Below are 17,776 nucleotides of genomic sequence, written 5' to 3'. Positions count from 1 at the left end.
CGAAGTGACGGGTGAGAGCGGCGGGCTGCTGGGGCGGCTGCGCATCGAGGGGCCGACCATGCCGGAGGCCCTCGCCAAGATCGCCGAGACGATCCTCAGCGATCCCGAGACGGCGGCGCACGCCAGCATCGTCGACCTCGCCGAGCGGTCGGGCACGTCCACGGCGACCGTGACCCGGTTCAGCCGCACGCTCGGCTTCAAAGGCTACGCCAACCTGCGGGTCGCCATCGCGACCGAGACCGGCCGCGCCGAGCAGGCCCGCTGGGAGACCGACATCAGCGGCGACATCGCCCCCGACGACCCGCTCGACGGCGTGCTCGACGTGATCACGGCCGCCGACACCAGGGCGATCCAGGCGACCGCCGCCGGGCTGGACGTCGCCGCGGTCGAGCGGGTCGCGGCGGCGATCGCGACCGCCGGGCGGGTGGAGATCTTCGGGCTGGGCAGCAGCGGCACCGCCGGGCGGGAGATGGCGTTCCGGCTCGAGCGCATCCGCGTCCCCGTCTGGTACCGCTCCGACACCCACACCGCGCTGACCAACGCGGCGCTGCTCGGCCCCGGCGACGTCGCGATCGGCCTGTCGCACTCCGGCCGCACCCGCGAGGCGATCGAGACCCTGGCCGAGGCCGCGGACCACGGCGCGCTGACCGTCGCGGTCACGTCCTTCGGCCGCTCGCCGCTGGCCGAGGTCGCCGACGTGGTGTTCACGACCTCGGTCCACGAGACCACCTTCCGGGTCGCGGCACTCTCCGCACTGCACTCGCAGCTGCTGGTCCTGGACCTCATCTACGTGGCGGTCGCGCAGCGCACCTACGAGCGGACCGCCGAGGCCCTGGAGCTCACGGTGCGCGCCGTCGACGCGCACCGGGTGCCCGACACGACCACCAACCGCAAGCGACCACGGAGGGACAAGCCGCAGTGACCAGCATCAGCAGTGGGGACTACGTCGAGGTGATCCGCGCCGCCATCGAGCGCGTGAGCAGCACCCAGGGCGACCGGGTGGCGCGGGCCGCCGACCTGATCACCGCCACGCTGCAGGCCGGCGGGGTGATCCAGGCGTTCGGCTGCGGGCACTCCGAGGCGCTCGCGATGGAGATCGCCGGCCGGGCCGGCGGCCTGGTGCCGACGAACCGGATCGCCCTGCGCGACATCGTCCTCTACGGCGGCGACCCCGCCGGCGTCCTCGGCGACCCGCAGCTGGAGCGCACCCCGAGCGTCGCGCACCGGCTCTACGACCTGGCCCCCGTCAAGCCCGACGACACCTTCGTCATCGCCTCCAACTCCGGCGTCAACGGCGCCGTGGTGGAGATGGCCCAGCTGGTCAAGCAGCGCGGGCACGCCCTCATCGCGATCACGTCGCTGGAGCACTCGTCACGGGTGGACTCCCGGCATGAGAGCGGCCTGAAGCTCAGCGACCTCGCCGACGTGGTCCTCGACAACGGGGCACCCTACGGCGACGCGTCGCTGCCACTGCCGGGCGGCGGCGCCGTCGGCGCCGTCTCCTCGATCACCGCGGCCCTGCTGGCCCAGCAGATCGTCACCGAAGTGGTGGCGCGGCTGCTGGCCCTCGGCGTCACGCCGCCGGTCTACCTGTCCGACAACGTCCCAGGCGGGCGGGAGCACAACGCAGCACTCGAAGCGCGGTACGCCGGGCGCATCCGGCGTACCGCTTAGGAGAGAAGGCCCAGTCATGAACCCATCACCCTTGGTCCAACCGTACCCGAACAGACGCACCGTCCTGTGCGCGGCGGTCGCGGCGGGCGCCACCCTGCCGCTGCTCAGCGCGTGCGTGACCGGCGGCAAGGACGACACACCGGCGGCCGCGGCGGGCGCGAAGAGCGCGGCGAACCCGCTCGGCGTCAAGGAGGACGCGGCCCTGGAGGTCGTCATCTTCAAGGGCGGCTACGGCGACGACTACGCCAAGAAGGCCGAAGGCCTCTACACGCAGAAGTACCCGAAGGCGACGGTCGACCACAAGGGCATCCAGAAGGTCGGCGAGGCGCTGCAGCCGCGGTTCGTCGCCAACACCCCGCCCGACGTGGTGGACAACACCGGCGCCGGCCGTCTCGACCTCGCCACCCTGGTCGGCGCGAAGCAGCTGTCGAACCTCACGGACCTGCTGGAGGCACCGTCGTTCGACGACCCCGCGGTGAAGGTCAAGGACACGCTGCTGCCGGGCGTGGTCGAGGACGGCACGTTCGACGGTGCCCCGCTGGTGCTCAACTTCACCTACACCGCGTGGGGCATCTGGTACTCCAAGCCGCTGTTCGCCAGCAAGGGCTGGACGTACCCGAAGACCTGGGACGAGATGCTCGCCCTGTGCGCCACGATCAAGGCCGCCGGCATCGCGCCGTGGACCTACCAGGGCAAGTACCCGGAGTACATCAACGACCCGCTGCTGAGCATGGCGGCGAAGACCGGCGGCACGGACCTGCTCAAGGCCGTGGACAACCTGCAGCCCAACGCCTGGAAGTCCGACGCCTTCAAGGCCGCCGCGGAGGCGTTCGCGGAGCTCGCCGGCAAGGGCTACATCATGGCGGGCTCGGAGGCGCTGTCGCACACCGAGTCGCAGGCCGCCTGGTGCCAGGGCAAGGCCGCGTTCATCCCCTGCGGCTCCTGGCTGGAGGCCGAGCAGAAGGACGTCGCGCCGAAGGGCTTCGACATGGTGATGGGCGCCGTGCCGCCCCGCACCGGCTCGGACAAGCTGGGCGCCGCCGCGGTCCAGGCCGCGAGCAGCGAGTCGTTCATCGTGCCGGCGAAGGCGAAGAACGCCGCCGGTGGCATGGAATACCTGCGGATCCTGTTCTCCAAGCAGTCGGCGCGCAGCTTCGCCGAGTCCGCCGGCACGCTGCCCGCGGTCGCCGGCGCCACCGACGGCCTCACGCTCAGCAGCGGCCTCGGCTCGACCCGCGACGCGGTCACCGCCGCCGGCAAGGACGCCTTCACGTTCCGCTTCCGCACCTGGTACGCGCCGCTGGCGAAGGCCGTCGACGACGCCACCGGCGAGCTGGTCAACAAGCGGGCCACCCCGGCCGAATGGGCCGACCGCATCCAGAAGGCCGCCGACGCGCTGGCCAAGGACAGCTCCGTCAAGAAGTACACCCGCTGATGAAACACGGTCGGCTCCGGTTCCTCACCGGTGCGCTGGCGCCCGCGCTCGTGCTGCACGTCGTCTTCGTGCTGTCGCCGTACGGCCAGGCGTTCTACCTCTCGCTCACCGACTGGACCGGCGTGGCCGGCGAGGCGCACTTCGTCGGGGCGGGCAACTACGCCCGCCTCGGCGGCGACTCCCTGTTCCTGGACGCCGTGCGCAACAACGCGGTGATGCTCGTCTGCGTGCCGCTGGTGACCATCGCGCTCGGCCTGTTCCTGGCCAGCATGCTGCACCTCGGCGGGCGCAGCGGCCGCTCCGGCATCCGCGGTGCCGGCGCCTACCAGATCGTGTACTTCTTCCCGCAGCTGCTGTCGCTGGTGGTCGTCGCGGTGCTGTGGCAGTTCGTCTACAACCCGACCAACGGCCTGCTCAACGGGGCGCTGCGGGCGATTGGCCTGGGCGGCCTGGCGCGCAGCTGGCTGGGCGATCCGCAGCTGGCGCTGCCGGCGGTGATGGCGGTGCTGGTCTGGTCGTCGGTCGGCTTCTACATGGTGCTGTTCAGCGCGGCGATCGACGGCATCCCGAAGGAGCTGTTCGAGGCGGCGCTGCTGGACGGCGCCGGCGGCTGGGCCACTTTCCGCAAGGTGACGCTGCCGCTGGTCCGCGACACGGTGCAGGTCGCCTTCGTCTATCTCGGCATCGCCGCGCTGGACGGCTTCGCGGTCGTGCAGGTGATGACCGTCGGACCGGGCGGGCCGGACGGGGCCACCGAGGTGATCGGGCTGTCGCTGTACCGCAACGCCTTCACCTACGGCAAGTTCGGCTACGCCTCGGCGATGGGGGTCGCGCTGTTCTTCGCCACCCTCACCCTGGCGGTCCTGGCGCTGCGTTCGGGTCGCAAGGAACGGCTGGAGCTGGCATGAAGCGTTTTCCGGTACATGTGGCGATGCTGCTGTGGGGCGTCGTCACCGCGCTGCCGCTGCTGTGGGCGGTCGTCAGCTCGTTCAAGACCGACAACGCGATCCTCAACGACCCGTGGTCGCTGCCCACGGACCCGCAGTGGGGCAACTGGGCCCGCGCGTGGGGCGAGGCCAGCATCGGCCGGTACTTCCTCAACAGCCTCGTCGTGGTGGGCGGGGGCCTGCTGCTGACGATGCTGCTGGGCTCGCTGGTCGCCTACGCCCTGGCCCGGTACGAGTTCCGCGGCAACCGGCTCATCTACTACGTGTTCGTCGCGGCCATGTTCTTCCCGGTGTTCCTGGCGCTCGTCCCGCTGTTCTTCGTGGTGCAGCAGCTCGGGCTGCTCGGCACGTACCAGGGCCTGATCCTGGTCTACACGGCCTACGCGGTGCCCTTCACGGTCTTCTTCCTGCACGCGTTCTTCAAGACGCTCCCCACGGAGGTGGCGGAGGCGGCGTTCCTCGACGGCTGCTCGCACGGCGCGGTGTTCTTCCGCGTCATGCTGCCCATGGCCCGTCCCGGTCTCGTCGCCGTCGGCATCTTCAACTTCCTCGGGCTCTGGAACCAGTACCTGCTCCCCCTGGTTCTCAACCCCGACCCCGATCGGTATGTCCTGGCGCAGGGTTTGGCCGCCCTGTCGGTCAGCCAGGGGTATCGCAGCGACTGGAGCGGTCTGTTCGCCGGTCTCACCATCGCCATGCTGCCGGTGCTCATCGCCTACGTCGCGTTCCAACGGCACATCCGAGCCGGTATGACCGCCGGCGCGGTCAAGTAAGGTCCGTCCAACTCCTTTCCCCTCAAGGAGGACTGTGCCCATGTCCATTGGTAAACGTCGATCTCTAGCGCTCGCGGCCGGCGCCGCGGTGCTCGTCGGGGCGGGGGCCGTGGCCGTCACCGCGGCCACCGTCGGCACCGCCAGCGCCGCCGCGAACAATTGCGGCTACCTGTTCGACGACTTCAACTACAGCTCGTCGTCGGACGCCTCGCTGAGCCAGCACGGCTGGGTGCCGCGCACCTACGCCGGCGGTCCCGGCGTGCCCGGCGCGACCTGGTCGGCCAGCAGCATCACCTTCCCCACCTCCGGCGGGCAGAAGGTGCTGCAGCTGACCGCCTCCACCGACGGCACCGGCGCCGGCACGAACCACGCCGAGCTGTACTCGGCGCAGAAGCGGTACCTCGAAGGCACCTACGCGAGCCGGGTCCGCTTCACCGACACGCCCGTCAGCGGCAACGACGGCGACCACATCAACGAGACGTTCTTCACCATCAGCCCGCTCAACGGCGACCTCGACCCCACCTACAGCGAGCTGGACATCTCCGAGTACCTGCCCAACGGCGGCTGGGGCGAGACCGGCCCGATCAACTACCAGACCACCTGGTACACGTACCGCAACGAGCCGTGGTACGCCGACAACACCCACTCCGAGCAGCGGCGCAGCTTCGACGGCTGGCACGACCTGGTCGTCACCGTCGCCAACGGCCACGTCATCTACTACATCGACGGCGTGCAGGTCGGCGACCACTCCGGCAAGTTCTACCCGCGCCAGACCATGACCATCAACTGGAACCTCTGGTTCATCGACACGGCCGCGCACACCGGCGGGCTGTCGACCTACATCCAGCAGGTCGACTGGGTCCTGTTCGCCAAGAACCAGGTTCTGACCCCCGCCCAGGTGACCGCGCAGGCGGGCGCGTACCGCTCGGCGGGCAGCGCCTTCACCGACACCGTCGACTCGGCCGGGCCCTGCGTGACCCCGAGCGGGTCGGCCTCGCCCTCGCCCTCGCCCTCGGCGTCGGCGTCGGCGTCGGCGTCGCCGTCGGTCTCCACTCCGCCGGCCACCAACTGCGCGGCCGCTCCCGAGTGGTCGATCGGCGCGGTGTACACGACGGGCCAGACCGTCAAGCACGAGAAGAGCAAGTACGGCGACCCCAACGGCCCCGCCTCGGGCCAGGGCAAGCACCTGTGGCGCGCCAAGTGGTGGACGCAGGGCTCCGAACCGGGCTGGACCGCCAACTGGGAAGACCTCGGTCACTGCTGACCGTCCCGACCACGACAGGGCCCGCACCGAACCCCGGTGCGGGCCCCCTCGGGTCGGTGAGGCCCGCCATCCGGACGACGATCAGCGCACGGACCAGCCGGAGGGCATAGGCGTCGTCCTCCCATCGGTACTTCAGCGAGCCCCGGAAACCCTGGTCAGCGGAAGACCACCTCGGGTCCGGCGTTCATCACGATCTCGCAGTCGCAGTAGCCGTCGAACTCGTGCAGCCCTTCCTCGAGCGGTGCCCAGTCGACACCGTGCTGCTCGGCCCATCGCTCGGCGAACCGGGTCGTGTGGTCGCAGTCGTCCGCCACGACCCGCTGGTCGACGAACACCACCAGCGCCGTGAGCTGTGGCTGCGTGAGCGGCATGCGCGCGCGCCGGGCGGCGTGCTCGGCGCTCTTGTACGCGTTCTTGAGCTGCCGCCGCCGCTCCTGTTCCGCCGACCCCATCGAGCCACCTCCCGTGCCTGAACGTCTACCGGCAGCCCTCGGCGCGGGCCAGCAGCAGGCCGCGTTCGGCCTCGTTGCGGGTCATCGCGGCGGCCCGCTCGAACTCGGCCCTCGCCTCGTCGCGGCGGCCGAGTTTCAGCAGCAGGTCGGCGCGGACCGTCGGCAGCAAGTGGTACGCGCGCAGCGACGGCTCCTCCAGCAGCGGGTCGAGCACGGCCAGCCCGGCGGCGGGGCCGTCCGCCATCGCAACGGCCACGGCCCGGTTGAGCTCGACGACCGGCGACGGGGGGTGCCGGGCGTACAGCTCGGCGATGCGATGCCAGTCGGTGTCGGCGGCGGTGGCGGCGCGGGCGTGGCAGGCGGCGATGGCGGCCTGCAGTGTGTACGTCCCGCCGCCGAGCTCCTCGGCCCTGTCCAGGGCGGCCAGGCCACGGCGGATGAGCAGCCGGTCCCACCGGCCGCGGTCCTGCTCCAGCAGCACGATCGGCTCGCCGGACGGGCCGGTGCGCGCCGCCGAGCGCGACGCCTGGATCTCCATGAGGGCGACGAGGCCGTGGACCTCCGCCTCGCCGGGCATGAGGCCGGCGAGGACCCGGCCGAGGCGCATCGCCTCCTCGCACAGGGCGGGCCGCATCCAGTCGTCGCCGGCCGTGGCCGAGTAGCCCTCGTTGAAGATCAGGTAGATGACCTCGAGGACGGAGGCAAGCCGTCCGGTGCGGGCGGCGCCGTCCGGCACCTCGAACGGCACCTTCGCGTCGGTGAGGGTCTTCTTCGCGCGGCTGATGCGCTGCCCGACGGTCGTGCTCGGGACCAGGAACGCCCGGGCGATCTCGTCGGTGGACAGCCCGCCGAGCATGCGCAGCGTCAGCGCGACCCTGGCCTCGGGGGTGAGCACCGGGTGGCAGGCGGTGAAGATGAGCCGCAGCAGGTCGTCCTCGATGGTGTCCTCGAGGACCGCGTCGAACTCCCCCTCGACGGTGTCCGGCCCCAGCAGGTCGGGCAGCCGGGCCTCGAAGCGCTCCCGGCGCCGGATCTGGTCGATCGCGCGGCGCTTCGCGGTCGTCATCAGCCAGGCGCCCGGGTTGCGCGGCACGCCCTCGGCCGGCCACTGCTCCAGCGCCGCCAGCAGCGCGTCCTGGGCCAGCTCCTCGGCCAGCCCGACGTCGCCGACCATGCGCGCCACCCCGGCGATGACCCGGCCCGCCTCGATGCGCCAGACGGCCTCGATCGCCCGGTGTGTGTCCGCTTGCGTCACCCCGCCAACGTAGCGGCCGGCACCGCGTCCACGGTGCCGGCCACCCGGAAACACGACGCCGGCCGTCCCGCGAACGTGGTGCCGGCCGTCTGGCAACGGCGCCGGGTCAGTCGAAGTCGGACACCTTGCGGACCTCGATCTCGACGTTGTCGAACAGCGCGGCGAAGCGCTGCGCCCACTCCACGGCCTCGGCGTGGTCGCGGACCTGGACGATGGCGAAGCCCGCGATGACCTCCTTGGCCTCGGCGAACGGGCCGTCGACGACGGTCTGCTGGCCGTTCTTGACGCTGATCGTGGCCGCGCCGGCCGAGCTGGGCCGCAGGCCCTCGGCGGCGAGCAGCACGCCGGCCTTGGTGACCTCGGTCATGAACTCGCCCATCCGGCCCATGAACTCCGGCGTCGCCGACCACTGCGAGGGGTCGGCGTCGTTGAGCTTGTGCATCAGCATGTAGCGCATCTGTGTGCCTTTCTGGTGAAGTCGTCCGTCACCAACGCGTCGAACGGTGCCGGCCGGCTTCGACATGGTCCTGGAAAAATTTCAGCTCGTCCGCGGCGTCACCGATCTCGCGCCGCAGCACCGGGTCGAGCCCGGCCGTGGCGAGCAGCTCCTGAGCGAGTTTGCGGGATCGGCCGGTGTACCAGGGGAAGACCCGCCGGACGAGGTTCATCGCGAACAGCTGGTATCGCCCGTGCACCATGGCGGGCGCGTCGGCGAAGAACCGCTCGACGTAGGGGTCGGTGAGCGGCTCCTGCCCGGGCTGCCAGAAGCCGGCCGCGGCGGCCATCGCGACGCGGGGCCGCTCGTCGCGCACGATCAGCTCCCATGCCTCGGCCTTCGCCACGGCGGTGGGCAGGGCGGCACGGCACCTGACGGCGTGCTGGGCACCGGCGGCGCTCAGGTCCCGCCGCTGCTCGTCCGCGATGGCCACCTCGGCGTCAAAGCCGCTGGTGCGGTTGTCGCCGTCGCTGCCGCCGGTGCCGGTGCCGCCGCCGGTGCCGCCGCCGGTGCCGCCGCCGGTGCCGCTGCCGGTGCGGTCGCTGACGCCGGTGCCGTTGTTGCTCAGGGCGACGAGCCGGCCGAGCACTTCCCACCGCAGGTCCTGCGTGACGACCAGCCCGGGCGGGCCGGCCGGGGCGGGGGTGAGCCAGTCCACCAGCCGCGCCGCGTCCGCCGGGCCGGCGACGGTCGTGAACGCCGTGGCCAGGGCGAGCTGCCGCCCGCTGCCCGGCGCCGCCGATGCCAGCGCCGCCCCGCAGGCCGCGGCGAGCGGGCCGAAGGGCACCAGACCGCGCCGGGCCAGGCTGTCCCGGGCGAAGCCGAGCACCTCCAGCAGCACGCCCGTCTCCGCCTCGCCGGGCAGCGCCGCCCGCAGCAGCGCCAGGAAGCCCTCCGGCGGCAGCTCGCCGTCGTGGGCCGCGTCCATCGCCGCCGTCCACAGCTGCGCCCGGGCGAGCGGGTCGGCGACCGCGGGCAGCACCGACGGCAGCGCGGCCAGGCCCGGCGGGTCGAGGCGGATCTTCGCGTACGTGTCGTCGCCGTCGTTCAGCAGCAGCACCGGCCCCTCGGGCACGTCCAGCCCGGCGGACGCCGCGGTCAGGGTGACCTCGGCGCGGTGCGTGGGTGCGCCGGTACGGTCGTCGTACACGGCGACCCGGAACCGGTGCGGGCGCAGCGGGGCGCCGGTCTGGTGGACCGCGGGGCCCGGCGCCGGGCGCAGGGTGTTGACCCCGGCGGTGCGCAGCCACAGCGCCGCCCACCCGGTCAGGTCCGCTGTGGACACCTCGGCGAGCACGGCGAGGAAGTCGGCGAGGGTGGCGTTGCCGAAGCGGAAGCGCTCGAAGTACCCGCGCAGCCCGGCGAGGAACACGTCGTCGCCGAGCAGGACCGAGAGCTGGCGCAGGGCTGCGGCGCCCTTGGCGTAGGAGATGCCGTCGAAGTTGAGGAACGCGGCCGTGGTGTCGGCGACGTCGTCGGGGGCGACCGGGTGCGTGGAGGGCCGCTGGTCGGCGAGCATGCCCCAGCGCTTGCGCCACACCACGAAGTCGGCCGCGGCACCCGGGTGCCGGCCGGTGTCGGCGGCGACCCGCCAGCCCATCAGCTCGGCGAACGCCTCGTTGAGCCAGATGTCGTCCCACCAGCGCAGGGTCACGAGGTTGCCGAACCACATGTGCGCCAGCTCGTGCGCCATGATCACGAAGCGGCGCCGGTGCTCGTGGTCCGGGGCGACGCCCTGGAAGAGCAGCTCCTCGCGATAGTTCACCAGGCCCGGGTTCTCGACGGCGACGCCGGCGAAGTCGGGGACGAACGCCTGGTCGTACTTGCCGAAGGGGTACCGGACGCCGAAGAGCTCGTGGTAGCGGTCCAGGCTCGCGGCCGTGGCGGCGAACAGCTCACCGGCGGCGGCGTCGAGCCGGGCGGCGAGCGACCGCCGGCACACCAGGGCGAGCGGGATGCCGTCGTGGTCGGTGGTCCGCACGTGCCACGCCCCGGCGAGCACCGTGAAGAGGTACGGGGCGAGCGGCGGCGTCGGCGCGAAGCTCCACCGCCCGTCGCGGGCCTGCCGCAGCGGCGCGTTGCCGAGCACCGTCCACTGTGGAGGTGCGGTGACCGTCAGCGTGATGGGCGCCTTCAGGTCGGGCTGGTCGAAGCAGGCGAACATCCGCTGCGCCTCGTCGAGGGGCGCCTGCCCGTAGAGGTACGCCTCGCCGTCCTGCGGGTCGACGGTGCGGTGCAGTCCTTCGCCGGCGTGGGAGTACGGCGCGGTGAACGTCACCTCGAGCCGGTTGGCCGCGCGCAGGCCGGGCAGCGGCAGGCGGTTGCCGTCGAGCGTCGCGGGGTCCAGCGGCCGGCCGTTGAGCACGACGCGGTCCAGCGTGGCGCCCTTCACCTCGGCGAACGTGGTCGCGCCAGGGACGGTGCAGCGGAACTCGACCGTGGTGGCAGACCGGTAGGTCTCCGGGTCGGTGACGTCGAGATGGACCGTGTACCCGTCGACACCGATGAGGCCGGCCCGGGCCTCGGCCTCGGTGCGGGTGAGGGCGTGGATCGGACTGGACACGCCCCGACGCTACCCGGGCACCGCGGCACGCCGGGACGGCCGCCGCCGGCGGCGGTCGGGCTACCCGGGCACCGCGGCGCCGCGCGGCGGGGCGGCGGCGGGCGCGGGGGTGGCGCGGACCGTCACCCGGCCGGCGAGCAGGGCGCCCGCGACCGCCGGCAGCAGCGCGATCAGGAACGCCGCCAGGTAGGCGACCGGGCCGGCAGTGACCAGTGCCGCGAACACCGACCCGCCGACAGCGAGGACGACGGTGGTCAGCAGCGAGTCGGCGACCGACAGCGCCGAGCTGTTGACGCCCTGCTCGTCCGGCGGCGACAGCTGCAGGACCAGCGCGGAGACGGTCGGCGACGCCAGGCCCATGCCGAACCCGGCGATGCACCACCCGATCACGACCGCCGCGACGGGCACGGCCGGGGCGACGAGCGCCACCGCCGACAGCACCCCGAGGGCGATGCTGGTCAGCCCGGCGCGCAGCCGGACCGCGGGGCTGAACCGCTGCCCCTGCCGGGCCTGGATCCACGAGCCCGCGGACCACAGCAGCGCCCCGGCGGTGAGGGTGAGCCCGGCGAGCGACGGGGTGAGGCCACGCTCGCGGGTGAGCAGCAGCGGGATGAAGACGTCCGCCTGCATGAACGCGGCGCCGGCGAACCCGCGCACGAGGATGACGCTGGGCAGCCCGCGCCGGCCGGTGAACGTGCCGGCGGGCAGCAGCCGCGGGCCGCACGCGGCGACGACCAGCAGCCCGCCGCCGACGAGCAGCAGCGCGTCGAGGCCGTGGCGCTGCCCGCCCCAGTGCAGGAGCACCACCCCGGCGGCGACGCCGACGGCCCACAGCACCCGGGTGTTGGCGGCGGTGGTACCGGCGCCGCCCGCGATCCGGCGCAGGTGCGGCTGGATCACCGCGGCGACCGGGAGGGTGGCGACCGCGATGAGCAGGAAGACCCAGCGCCAGCCCAGGTGCTCCACGATGAGCCCGGCGACGGCGGGGCCGACGACGGCGGGCAGCACCCAGGCCGCGGACAGCGCCGAGAAGACCTTGGGGTGCTCGGCGGCGGGGTACGCACGGCCGACGACGACATAGAGCGCCACCGTGATGAGCCCGCCGCCGAAGCCCTGCACGAGCCGGCCGGCGATGAGCGTCCAGATGTCCGGGGCGAGCCCGGCGAGCAGCAGCCCGAGGCTGAACAGCACGACCCCGGTGAGGGTCGGGCGGGCCGGGCCGCGGCGGTCGCACCAGGTGCCGGCGGCGACGGTCGCGACGATGCCGGTGGCGAACGGCCCGCCGAAGGCGAACCCGTACAGGGCGACGCCGTCGAGGGCCTGCGCGACGGTCGGCATGGCCGCCGTCACAGCTACCGCCTCGAACGCGACGAAGGTGACCAGGGTGACCATGCCCGCTGTCAGGGCGTTCCTGCGTTGCATCCCGTCACCGTCCTACCTCAACCGGGCTTCAGGTCAACCGGGAGTGACGGCGGCCATTTCACCGACCGTTGACATGCGTCCCGCCGCGGAGTCAACATGTGTTGGCCAACAGTCGTTGACTTTCGAGGAGGACGTCATGAGCACCGTCGTCGTCGGCGCCGGACCGACCGGGCTGCTGCTCGCCGGTGACCTCGCCGCCGCGGGTGTCGAGGTCGCCGTGCTGGAGCGGCGGACCACCGGCTCGAACCTGACCAGGGCGTTCGGCGTACACGCGCGGACGCTGGAACATCTGGACGCCCGCGGGCTCGCCGACGAGCTCGTCGCGACCGGGACCCCGGTGTCGAAGCTGCGGCTGTTCAACCGGCTCAGGGTCGACCTCGGGACGCTGCCGTCGCGCTTTCCGTTCCTGCTCATCACGCCGCAGTACCACGTCGAACGGCTGCTGCGGCGGCGCGCGGAGGAGCTGGGCGCCCGCATCGTGCCCGGCGTGACGGTCACCGGGGTCGAGCCGGGCGCGGTGCTGGCCGGCGCCGACCGGTTCGCGGCGGACCACGTCGTGGGCGCCGACGGCGTGCACAGCGCGGTCCGCGAGGCGATCGGCATGCCGTTCCCGGGCAAGGCGGTGCTGCGCTCGATCATGCTCGCCGACGTGCGGCTCACCGAGGCGCCCGACGACGTCCTCGCGGTGAACTCGGTCGGCGACGCGTTCGCGTTCGTCGCGCCGTTCGGCGACGGCTGGTTCCGCGTGTTCGCCTGGGACCGGCGCGCCCAGCAACCCGACGACGCGCCGCTGGACCTCGGCGAGGTGCGCGAGGTGACCCGGCGGGCACTCGGCACCGACTTCGGGATGCGGGAGGCGCGGTGGCTCTCGCGCTTCCACAGCGACGAGCGGCAGGTCCCGCGGTACCGCCAGGGCAACGCCTTCCTCGCCGGCGACGCCGCCCACGTGCACTCCCCCGCCGGCGGGCAGGGCATGAACACCGGCCTGCAGGACGCGGCCAACCTCGGGTGGAAGCTCGCCGCCGTCGCGCAGGGCTGGGCGCCGGAGGGCCTGCTCGACACGTACCACAGCGAACGCCACCCGGTCGGTGAACTGGTGCTGCGCAGCAGCGGCGGCCTGGTCCGCCTGGCCATGCTGCACTCACGCGCCGCGCGGGCCGGGCGCGACCTGCTCGGCGGGGCGCTGCTGCACGTGCCGACGATCATGCGCAAGGCCGCCGGCACGGTCTCCGGCATCGGCATCGACTACCCCGGCGCGCCGCGGCAGCCCGACGTCGTCCTGTCGTCGGGTTCCCGCCTGTACGAGCTGCTGCGCGCGGGCCGGCACGTCCTGCTCGGCGGGGCCACGGCGCCGGCGGGGTACGACGACCGCCTGCTGCACGCCGTGCCGCGGGGCGACGGCCCGCCGGGGCCCGGCGCGAACGACCGTTTTATCCTCGTCCGGCCCGACGGCCACACCGCATGGACCGGTACAGAGCGGGATCTTCCGGTCGCCCTCCGGCAGCACCTCGGACCGGCACGGTGATCCACGACACCCCACGTCCAGGAAGCCCTTGACATGGGAGCGGTGATCCATGTGTCATGCCGATCACAGAGCGGTTCTCGTTGGGTTGCCGCCGCTGTCAGGCCGTCACAGCGACCGGACGACGGCGCTACACGGGGACGACGGAGACGCTTGCGAGACGTGCCGGGCCCCGCGCCGCCACGGGGGGCCCGGCACCTCGCCTCAGCCGTGCCCCAGCCTGGGCGCGTCGCCCCGCTCGACCACCACGAACTGGCCCATCATGCCTTGGTCCTCGTGCCGCAGGACGTGGCAGTGGAACATGTACGCCGTCGTCGGGTCGGCGTAGTCGGCGAATTCGGCGATCACCGCGTACCGGCGCCGCGGTTCGAGGAACAGGGTGTCCTTCCAGCCGCCCAGTTCCGGCGGCGGTGCCTTGCCGTCGACGGTGAGCACCTGGAACTGCACGTCGTGGATGTGGAAGCTGTGCGGCGTGTCGTGACCGTTGGCGACGTTCCAGATCTCCACGGTGTCCTTGACCACGACGGCGTCGACGCGGCGCATGTCCATCCGGTCGCCGTTGATCTCGCGCCCCAGGAACGTGAACGTCCGCCGCTGCGCCGCCCGCTGCGGGTCGAGCTTCGTGACGGCGGCCAGCCGCTCGGGCAGCTCGCCCGGCCGTAGCTCCCCGGCCGCCCGCAGCTGCAGTACGTCGAACGCGTCCTGGCCGCCGTGGACCGCACCGAGCCCGGTTTTCGCGCTGCGCAGCTCGACCCGCTCGCCGGGGCGCATCGCCACGACGACCTCGGCCCGCTCCCCGACCGACAGCCGCACCCGCCGCGTCATGTACGGCGCCGCGAGCGGCCCTCCGTCGGATGCGACCATCGCGAGCGGCCGCCCGTCGGACATCGTGAAGTCGTACACGCGGGCGGTGGAGGCGTTGAGCAGCCGCAGCCGGACCAGCTCGGTCCGCACGTCCAGGTACGGGCCGGGCGTGCCGTTGACCAGGATCTCGTCGCCGAGGACGCCGAGGTCGCTGAGGAACCGGTCGCTCATGCTCAGCTGGCCGCCGCTGAAACCCTTGTCCTGCACGACGACCGGGATGTCGTCGACGCCGTACTCGTGCGGCAGTGCGGTCGTGCCGTCGTCTATCAGGAACAACCCCGCGAGGCCGCGGTACACCTGCCGCTCGGTGAGCTCGCCCGGGTGCGGGTGGTACCAGAGCGTCGCCGCCGGCTGGTCGACGGTCCACGCGGCCTGGTAGTCCCCGCCGGGCGGGATCGGGTGGTGCGGCCCGCCGTCGACCTTCGCCGGCAGGTGCATGCCGTGCCAGTGCACCGTCGTCGGCTCGTTGAGCCGGTTGTGCACGTTGACCGCGACCCGCTCGCCGCGCGTGGCGCGCAGCGTGGGGCCGAGGTACGCGCCGTTGTACCCCCAGGTGCGGGTGCCGGCGCCGTGGCCGAGGTCGCTGTCACCGGACTGCGCGGTCAGGTCGAACACCCGCCGGCCGCCGGCGTCGACCGTGGACGCGGCGAGCGGCGGCACCTTGAGCGGCCGGTCGAACGCCACCTTGCCGACGGTGTCCACGCTCAGACCGCCGGTCACCAGCCAGACGATTGCCGCGACCCCACCCCCGCACAGCAGGAGCAGCAGACCGAGCCCACCGAGCAGCCATTTACGCATCCTTTATAAGTAGCACAGCTACATGTAGCCTGGCTGCTATAGGTGATGGGGGTTGTCCCTGAGGTTTCCCCGGATATCGGCACCGCGCCATCGCTCGCGCGTCCTACCGGCCCCGATACTTGGCCGGTGGTAATCGACGCCTACGTGACCTCACTCGGCGCCGCCCTGCGCGGTCCCCGCGCCGCGAAACGCGAGCTGCTGGCCGAGGTGCGCGACAGCCTGCACGACGCCGCCGCCCACCACGAGTCCACCGGCCTGCCCGCTCCCGCCGCCGCCCGGCTCGCCGTGGACGAGTTCGGCTCGGTGCGCGAGCTCGCCCCCGACTACCAGCGCGAGCTCGCCCTCCTCCAGGCCCGCCGCACCGCCCTCTTCGTCGCCGTCGCCGTCGCCGTCCAGCAGGTCATCTCCGAGATCACCTGGCGCTCCGCCGCCGGCAGCTGGAACTGGCAGCCCGGCCGCGGGTACGCCTTCCTCGCCCACACCGTCGACTACGCCGGCTACACCGTGGTTGTCTTGGGCCTGCTGGCCGCGTTCGCCTGCACCGCCGGCAGCCGCTACGTCACCGTGGGCCGCACCTTCGCCCGCGCCACGGGCATCGCGGCCATCACCACCTGCGCGTTCTTCGTCCTCGGCGGCGCGGCCCTGTCCCTGCTCAGCCCCGCCTGGCACGCCACCGCCACCACAACGTCACCGCTGGCCCTGACCTCAGCCACCATCACCGCCGCGACCCCTCTGTGGATGGTCCTGTCAGGCCTACGCTGCCTGCGCGCGGCTGTGTTGCCTGTGTTGCCGCCCCACCGCTGACGCGACTGTGTTGCCGCCCCACCGCTGACGCGGCGGGTCCCGGCGGGGGTTCCCACCCGCACCCCCATGCTCGCTGCGCTCGCACCGCCTGCGCTCCGCGCGGCGGCCTTCGCGCGTGCGCGCCGCAACCCGCCGGTCGGTCTCCGCGGGTCACGTCCGTCCACCGGCCGCCGTCGACGGCTCGCCCCCTGGGCGAGACGCGGCCACCTCCGGACACCGAGGCACCGGACCCGGCCGCAGCACTGGACCCGGCCGCCGGACGCGGCCGCCGGACGCGGCAACCGACGCAAGGCACCGGGCCCGACCCCTGCACCAGGCCGCGAACAACGGGCGATGACACCGGGCAGCGAGGCAACGGGCGCCGACAACCGAGCAGCGAGCCACGAGCAGCGGGCGCTGGCGCCCGGGCAGCGAGCCGCGCGAGAGAGCCAGCACCCCGGTGCCGGACGCCAGGGCCGACGGCGGGCGGCCGAGACGCGGTCGCTTCCGGGCATCAAGACACCGGACGTAGGCACCGGACGTGGACACCGGCAGCAGGCACCGGACGCGGGCACCCGACGCGGGCACCGACACCCAGCCGCGACGGGCAGCGGGCGCTGGCACCCCGGCGGCGAACCGCACGCGAGCGCCGACACTCCGGCGACGGGCCGCGCGAGAGAGCCGACACCCGGGCAGCGGGCCGCGGGCGAGTGCCGGCATCTCAGCGGCGGGCGTCAGGGTCGACGTCGGGTGGCGGACGGCGGACGGCGCGCAGGAGCACACCGCGCCATTGCCGCACGCCGGCGCTGGCATGGCGCCCTCGCACGGCGTTCTGCCGGGGCGTTGGATGGATTACGGATCTGTCTCCGGTGGGGGTGGCCGGGGCGCGGCCTTACCGACGCGAGCGCTGCGGTGTCCTGCTCGCCGGCTCCGATTGGGCAGAAGCCGCTCTCCCCTGCGGCGTGTGCGAGGTCCTGTGCATGACGGTCGCTGGGTGGCGTTGGAGGTAGTGGTGGATGCCGGCACGGCGGCCGGATCTCGGGCATCACCGCTGTGCGCTGCGGTCGCGGCTGTGGGTGCCGGCCCGGCAGCTGCGTCGGCCGGTCCACCAGGCGGCACCGATGCTGAGGCTGCGGGCGCGGATGGCGGGCAGGCCGGTATCGGCGGTGAGCCGGCGGGCGTGGGTGGCGGGCCGGCAGGCGTCGGTGGCGGGCCGGCAGGTGTCGGTGGTGAGCAGACGGGCGTCGGCGGCGGGCAGGCCGGTGGCGGTGGCGGGCCAGCGGGTGTCGGCGGTGAGTCAGCAGACATGGGTTGCAAAGCCGGGCCGACAGGTGCTGCCCCCGACGCCGGGCGGGCAGTGGCAGTAGCCGGACCGGCGCACGCCGGGCGGGCAGTGGCAGTAGCCGGACCGGCGCACGCCGGGCGGGTAGTAGCAGTAGCCGGACCGGCGCACGCCGGGCGGGTAGTAGCAGTAGCCGGACCGGCGCACGCCGGGCGGGTAGTAGCAGTAGCCGGACCGGCACACGCC

The 17,776-nt window shown here is 73.1% G+C and carries 15 protein-coding genes; 8 read left to right on the top strand and 7 right to left on the bottom strand.

The features are described 5' to 3' along the window. Window positions 1–58 precede the first annotated feature (58 nt). From AB0H83_RS33865 to AB0H83_RS33840, 6 genes are read left to right on the top strand one after another with little or no spacing between them, the layout of a single operon-like run. The gene (locus AB0H83_RS33865) at window positions 59–922 is read left to right on the top strand and encodes a MurR/RpiR family transcriptional regulator (protein WP_360102340.1); all 864 of its coding nucleotides are present in this window, start codon (window positions 59–61) and stop codon (window positions 920–922) included. Continuing rightward, window positions 919–1,674 carry an SIS domain-containing protein gene (locus tag AB0H83_RS33860; protein ID WP_360102222.1) on the top strand — a complete coding sequence of 252 codons (756 nt, stop codon included), beginning with the start codon at window positions 919–921 and terminating at the stop codon, window positions 1,672–1,674. The genes AB0H83_RS33865 and AB0H83_RS33860 overlap by 4 nt, the downstream gene beginning before the upstream one ends. 16 nt (window positions 1,675–1,690) lie before the next feature. Further along, the gene (gene ngcE / locus AB0H83_RS33855; protein WP_360102220.1) at window positions 1,691–3,109 is read left to right on the top strand and encodes an N-acetylglucosamine/diacetylchitobiose ABC transporter substrate-binding protein; all 1,419 of its coding nucleotides are present in this window, start codon (window positions 1,691–1,693) and stop codon (window positions 3,107–3,109) included. Continuing rightward, on the top strand, window positions 3,109–4,017 hold the full coding sequence (locus tag AB0H83_RS33850) for a sugar ABC transporter permease (protein WP_360102218.1): 909 nt from the start codon (window positions 3,109–3,111) through the stop codon (window positions 4,015–4,017). The genes ngcE and AB0H83_RS33850 overlap by 1 nt, the downstream gene beginning before the upstream one ends. Next, on the top strand, window positions 4,014–4,829 hold the full coding sequence (locus AB0H83_RS33845; protein WP_360102216.1) for a carbohydrate ABC transporter permease: 816 nt from the start codon (window positions 4,014–4,016) through the stop codon (window positions 4,827–4,829). The genes AB0H83_RS33850 and AB0H83_RS33845 overlap by 4 nt, the downstream gene beginning before the upstream one ends. Before the next feature lie 40 nt (window positions 4,830–4,869). After that, complete coding sequence (locus AB0H83_RS33840; protein WP_360102214.1) at window positions 4,870–6,093, top strand: glycosyl hydrolase; 1,224 nt, start codon at window positions 4,870–4,872, stop codon at window positions 6,091–6,093. A gap of 155 nt (window positions 6,094–6,248) precedes the next feature. On the opposite strand, the gene AB0H83_RS33835 is transcribed toward AB0H83_RS33840, so the two are convergent. From AB0H83_RS33835 to AB0H83_RS33815, 5 genes are all read right to left on the bottom strand, one after another. Continuing rightward, entirely contained in the window at window positions 6,249–6,545 is a 297-nt protein-coding gene (locus tag AB0H83_RS33835) for a DUF2695 domain-containing protein (RefSeq protein WP_360102212.1), read from the bottom strand. A 25-nt stretch (window positions 6,546–6,570) separates the two neighbouring features. After that, window positions 6,571–7,800: an RNA polymerase sigma factor gene (locus AB0H83_RS33830; protein WP_360102210.1), complete on the bottom strand. Its 1,230-nt coding sequence runs from the start codon at window positions 7,798–7,800 to the stop codon at window positions 6,571–6,573. A 106-nt stretch (window positions 7,801–7,906) separates the two neighbouring features. Beyond that, window positions 7,907–8,257, bottom strand: coding sequence for a YciI family protein (locus tag AB0H83_RS33825; protein WP_360102208.1), 351 nt, complete (start codon window positions 8,255–8,257; stop codon window positions 7,907–7,909). A 28-nt stretch (window positions 8,258–8,285) separates the two neighbouring features. Next, window positions 8,286–10,859 carry an aminopeptidase N gene (pepN, locus tag AB0H83_RS33820; protein WP_360102206.1) on the bottom strand — a complete coding sequence of 858 codons (2,574 nt, stop codon included), beginning with the start codon at window positions 10,857–10,859 and terminating at the stop codon, window positions 8,286–8,288. Between the two features lie 60 nt (window positions 10,860–10,919). Further along, window positions 10,920–12,281, bottom strand: a complete 1,362-nt coding sequence (locus AB0H83_RS33815) for an MFS transporter (RefSeq protein WP_360102204.1) — start codon at window positions 12,279–12,281, stop codon at window positions 10,920–10,922. Between the two features lie 136 nt (window positions 12,282–12,417). On the opposite strand from AB0H83_RS33815, the gene AB0H83_RS33810 reads away from it, so the two are divergent. Further along, the gene (locus AB0H83_RS33810) at window positions 12,418–13,806 is read left to right on the top strand and encodes an FAD-dependent monooxygenase (RefSeq protein WP_360102202.1); all 1,389 of its coding nucleotides are present in this window, start codon (window positions 12,418–12,420) and stop codon (window positions 13,804–13,806) included. A gap of 201 nt (window positions 13,807–14,007) precedes the next feature. Here the strand turns inward: AB0H83_RS33810 and AB0H83_RS33805 are convergent, their stop codons facing one another. Further along, window positions 14,008–15,465: a multicopper oxidase domain-containing protein gene (locus AB0H83_RS33805; RefSeq protein WP_360102200.1), complete on the bottom strand. Its 1,458-nt coding sequence runs from the start codon at window positions 15,463–15,465 to the stop codon at window positions 14,008–14,010. 126 nt (window positions 15,466–15,591) lie between these two features. Between AB0H83_RS33805 and AB0H83_RS33800 the strand changes: the two genes are divergently transcribed. Then, window positions 15,592–16,269 carry a permease prefix domain 1-containing protein gene (locus AB0H83_RS33800; protein ID WP_360102198.1) on the top strand — a complete coding sequence of 226 codons (678 nt, stop codon included), beginning with the start codon at window positions 15,592–15,594 and terminating at the stop codon, window positions 16,267–16,269. A 1,276-nt stretch (window positions 16,270–17,545) separates the two neighbouring features. On the opposite strand, the gene AB0H83_RS33795 is transcribed toward AB0H83_RS33800, so the two are convergent. Next, window positions 17,546–17,776 (bottom strand): hypothetical protein (locus AB0H83_RS33795; RefSeq protein ID WP_360102196.1); only part of this gene is annotated, 231 nt, incomplete at its 5' end.

The sequence above is a fragment of the Dactylosporangium sp. NPDC050688 genome (assembly GCF_040654515.1).
Taxonomy (GTDB): Bacteria; Actinomycetota; Actinomycetes; order Mycobacteriales; family Micromonosporaceae; genus Dactylosporangium.
The sequence above is the reverse complement of the archived record's forward strand: the minus strand, read 5'-3'. Positions and strand labels throughout refer to the sequence as shown.

Excerpts from the sequence above, each read along its gene's own strand:
- AB0H83_RS33865 (WP_360102340.1), top strand. The coding sequence starts at position 59 with ATGCCGGAGGCCCTCGCCAAGATCGCCGAGACGATCCTCAGCGATCCC.
- AB0H83_RS33805 (WP_360102200.1), bottom strand. The coding sequence starts at position 15,465 with ATGCGTAAATGGCTGCTCGGTGGGCTCGGTCTGCTGCTCCTGCTGTGC.
- AB0H83_RS33825 (WP_360102208.1), bottom strand. The coding sequence starts at position 8,257 with ATGCGCTACATGCTGATGCACAAGCTCAACGACGCCGACCCCTCGCAG.
- ngcE (WP_360102220.1), top strand. The coding sequence starts at position 1,691 with ATGAACCCATCACCCTTGGTCCAACCGTACCCGAACAGACGCACCGTC.
- AB0H83_RS33840 (WP_360102214.1), top strand. The coding sequence starts at position 4,870 with ATGTCCATTGGTAAACGTCGATCTCTAGCGCTCGCGGCCGGCGCCGCG.
- AB0H83_RS33845 (WP_360102216.1), top strand. The coding sequence starts at position 4,014 with ATGAAGCGTTTTCCGGTACATGTGGCGATGCTGCTGTGGGGCGTCGTC.
- AB0H83_RS33835 (WP_360102212.1), bottom strand. The coding sequence starts at position 6,545 with ATGGGGTCGGCGGAACAGGAGCGGCGGCGGCAGCTCAAGAACGCGTAC.
- AB0H83_RS33815 (WP_360102204.1), bottom strand. The coding sequence starts at position 12,281 with ATGCAACGCAGGAACGCCCTGACAGCGGGCATGGTCACCCTGGTCACC.
- AB0H83_RS33850 (WP_360102218.1), top strand. The coding sequence starts at position 3,109 with ATGAAACACGGTCGGCTCCGGTTCCTCACCGGTGCGCTGGCGCCCGCG.
- AB0H83_RS33810 (WP_360102202.1), top strand. The coding sequence starts at position 12,418 with ATGAGCACCGTCGTCGTCGGCGCCGGACCGACCGGGCTGCTGCTCGCC.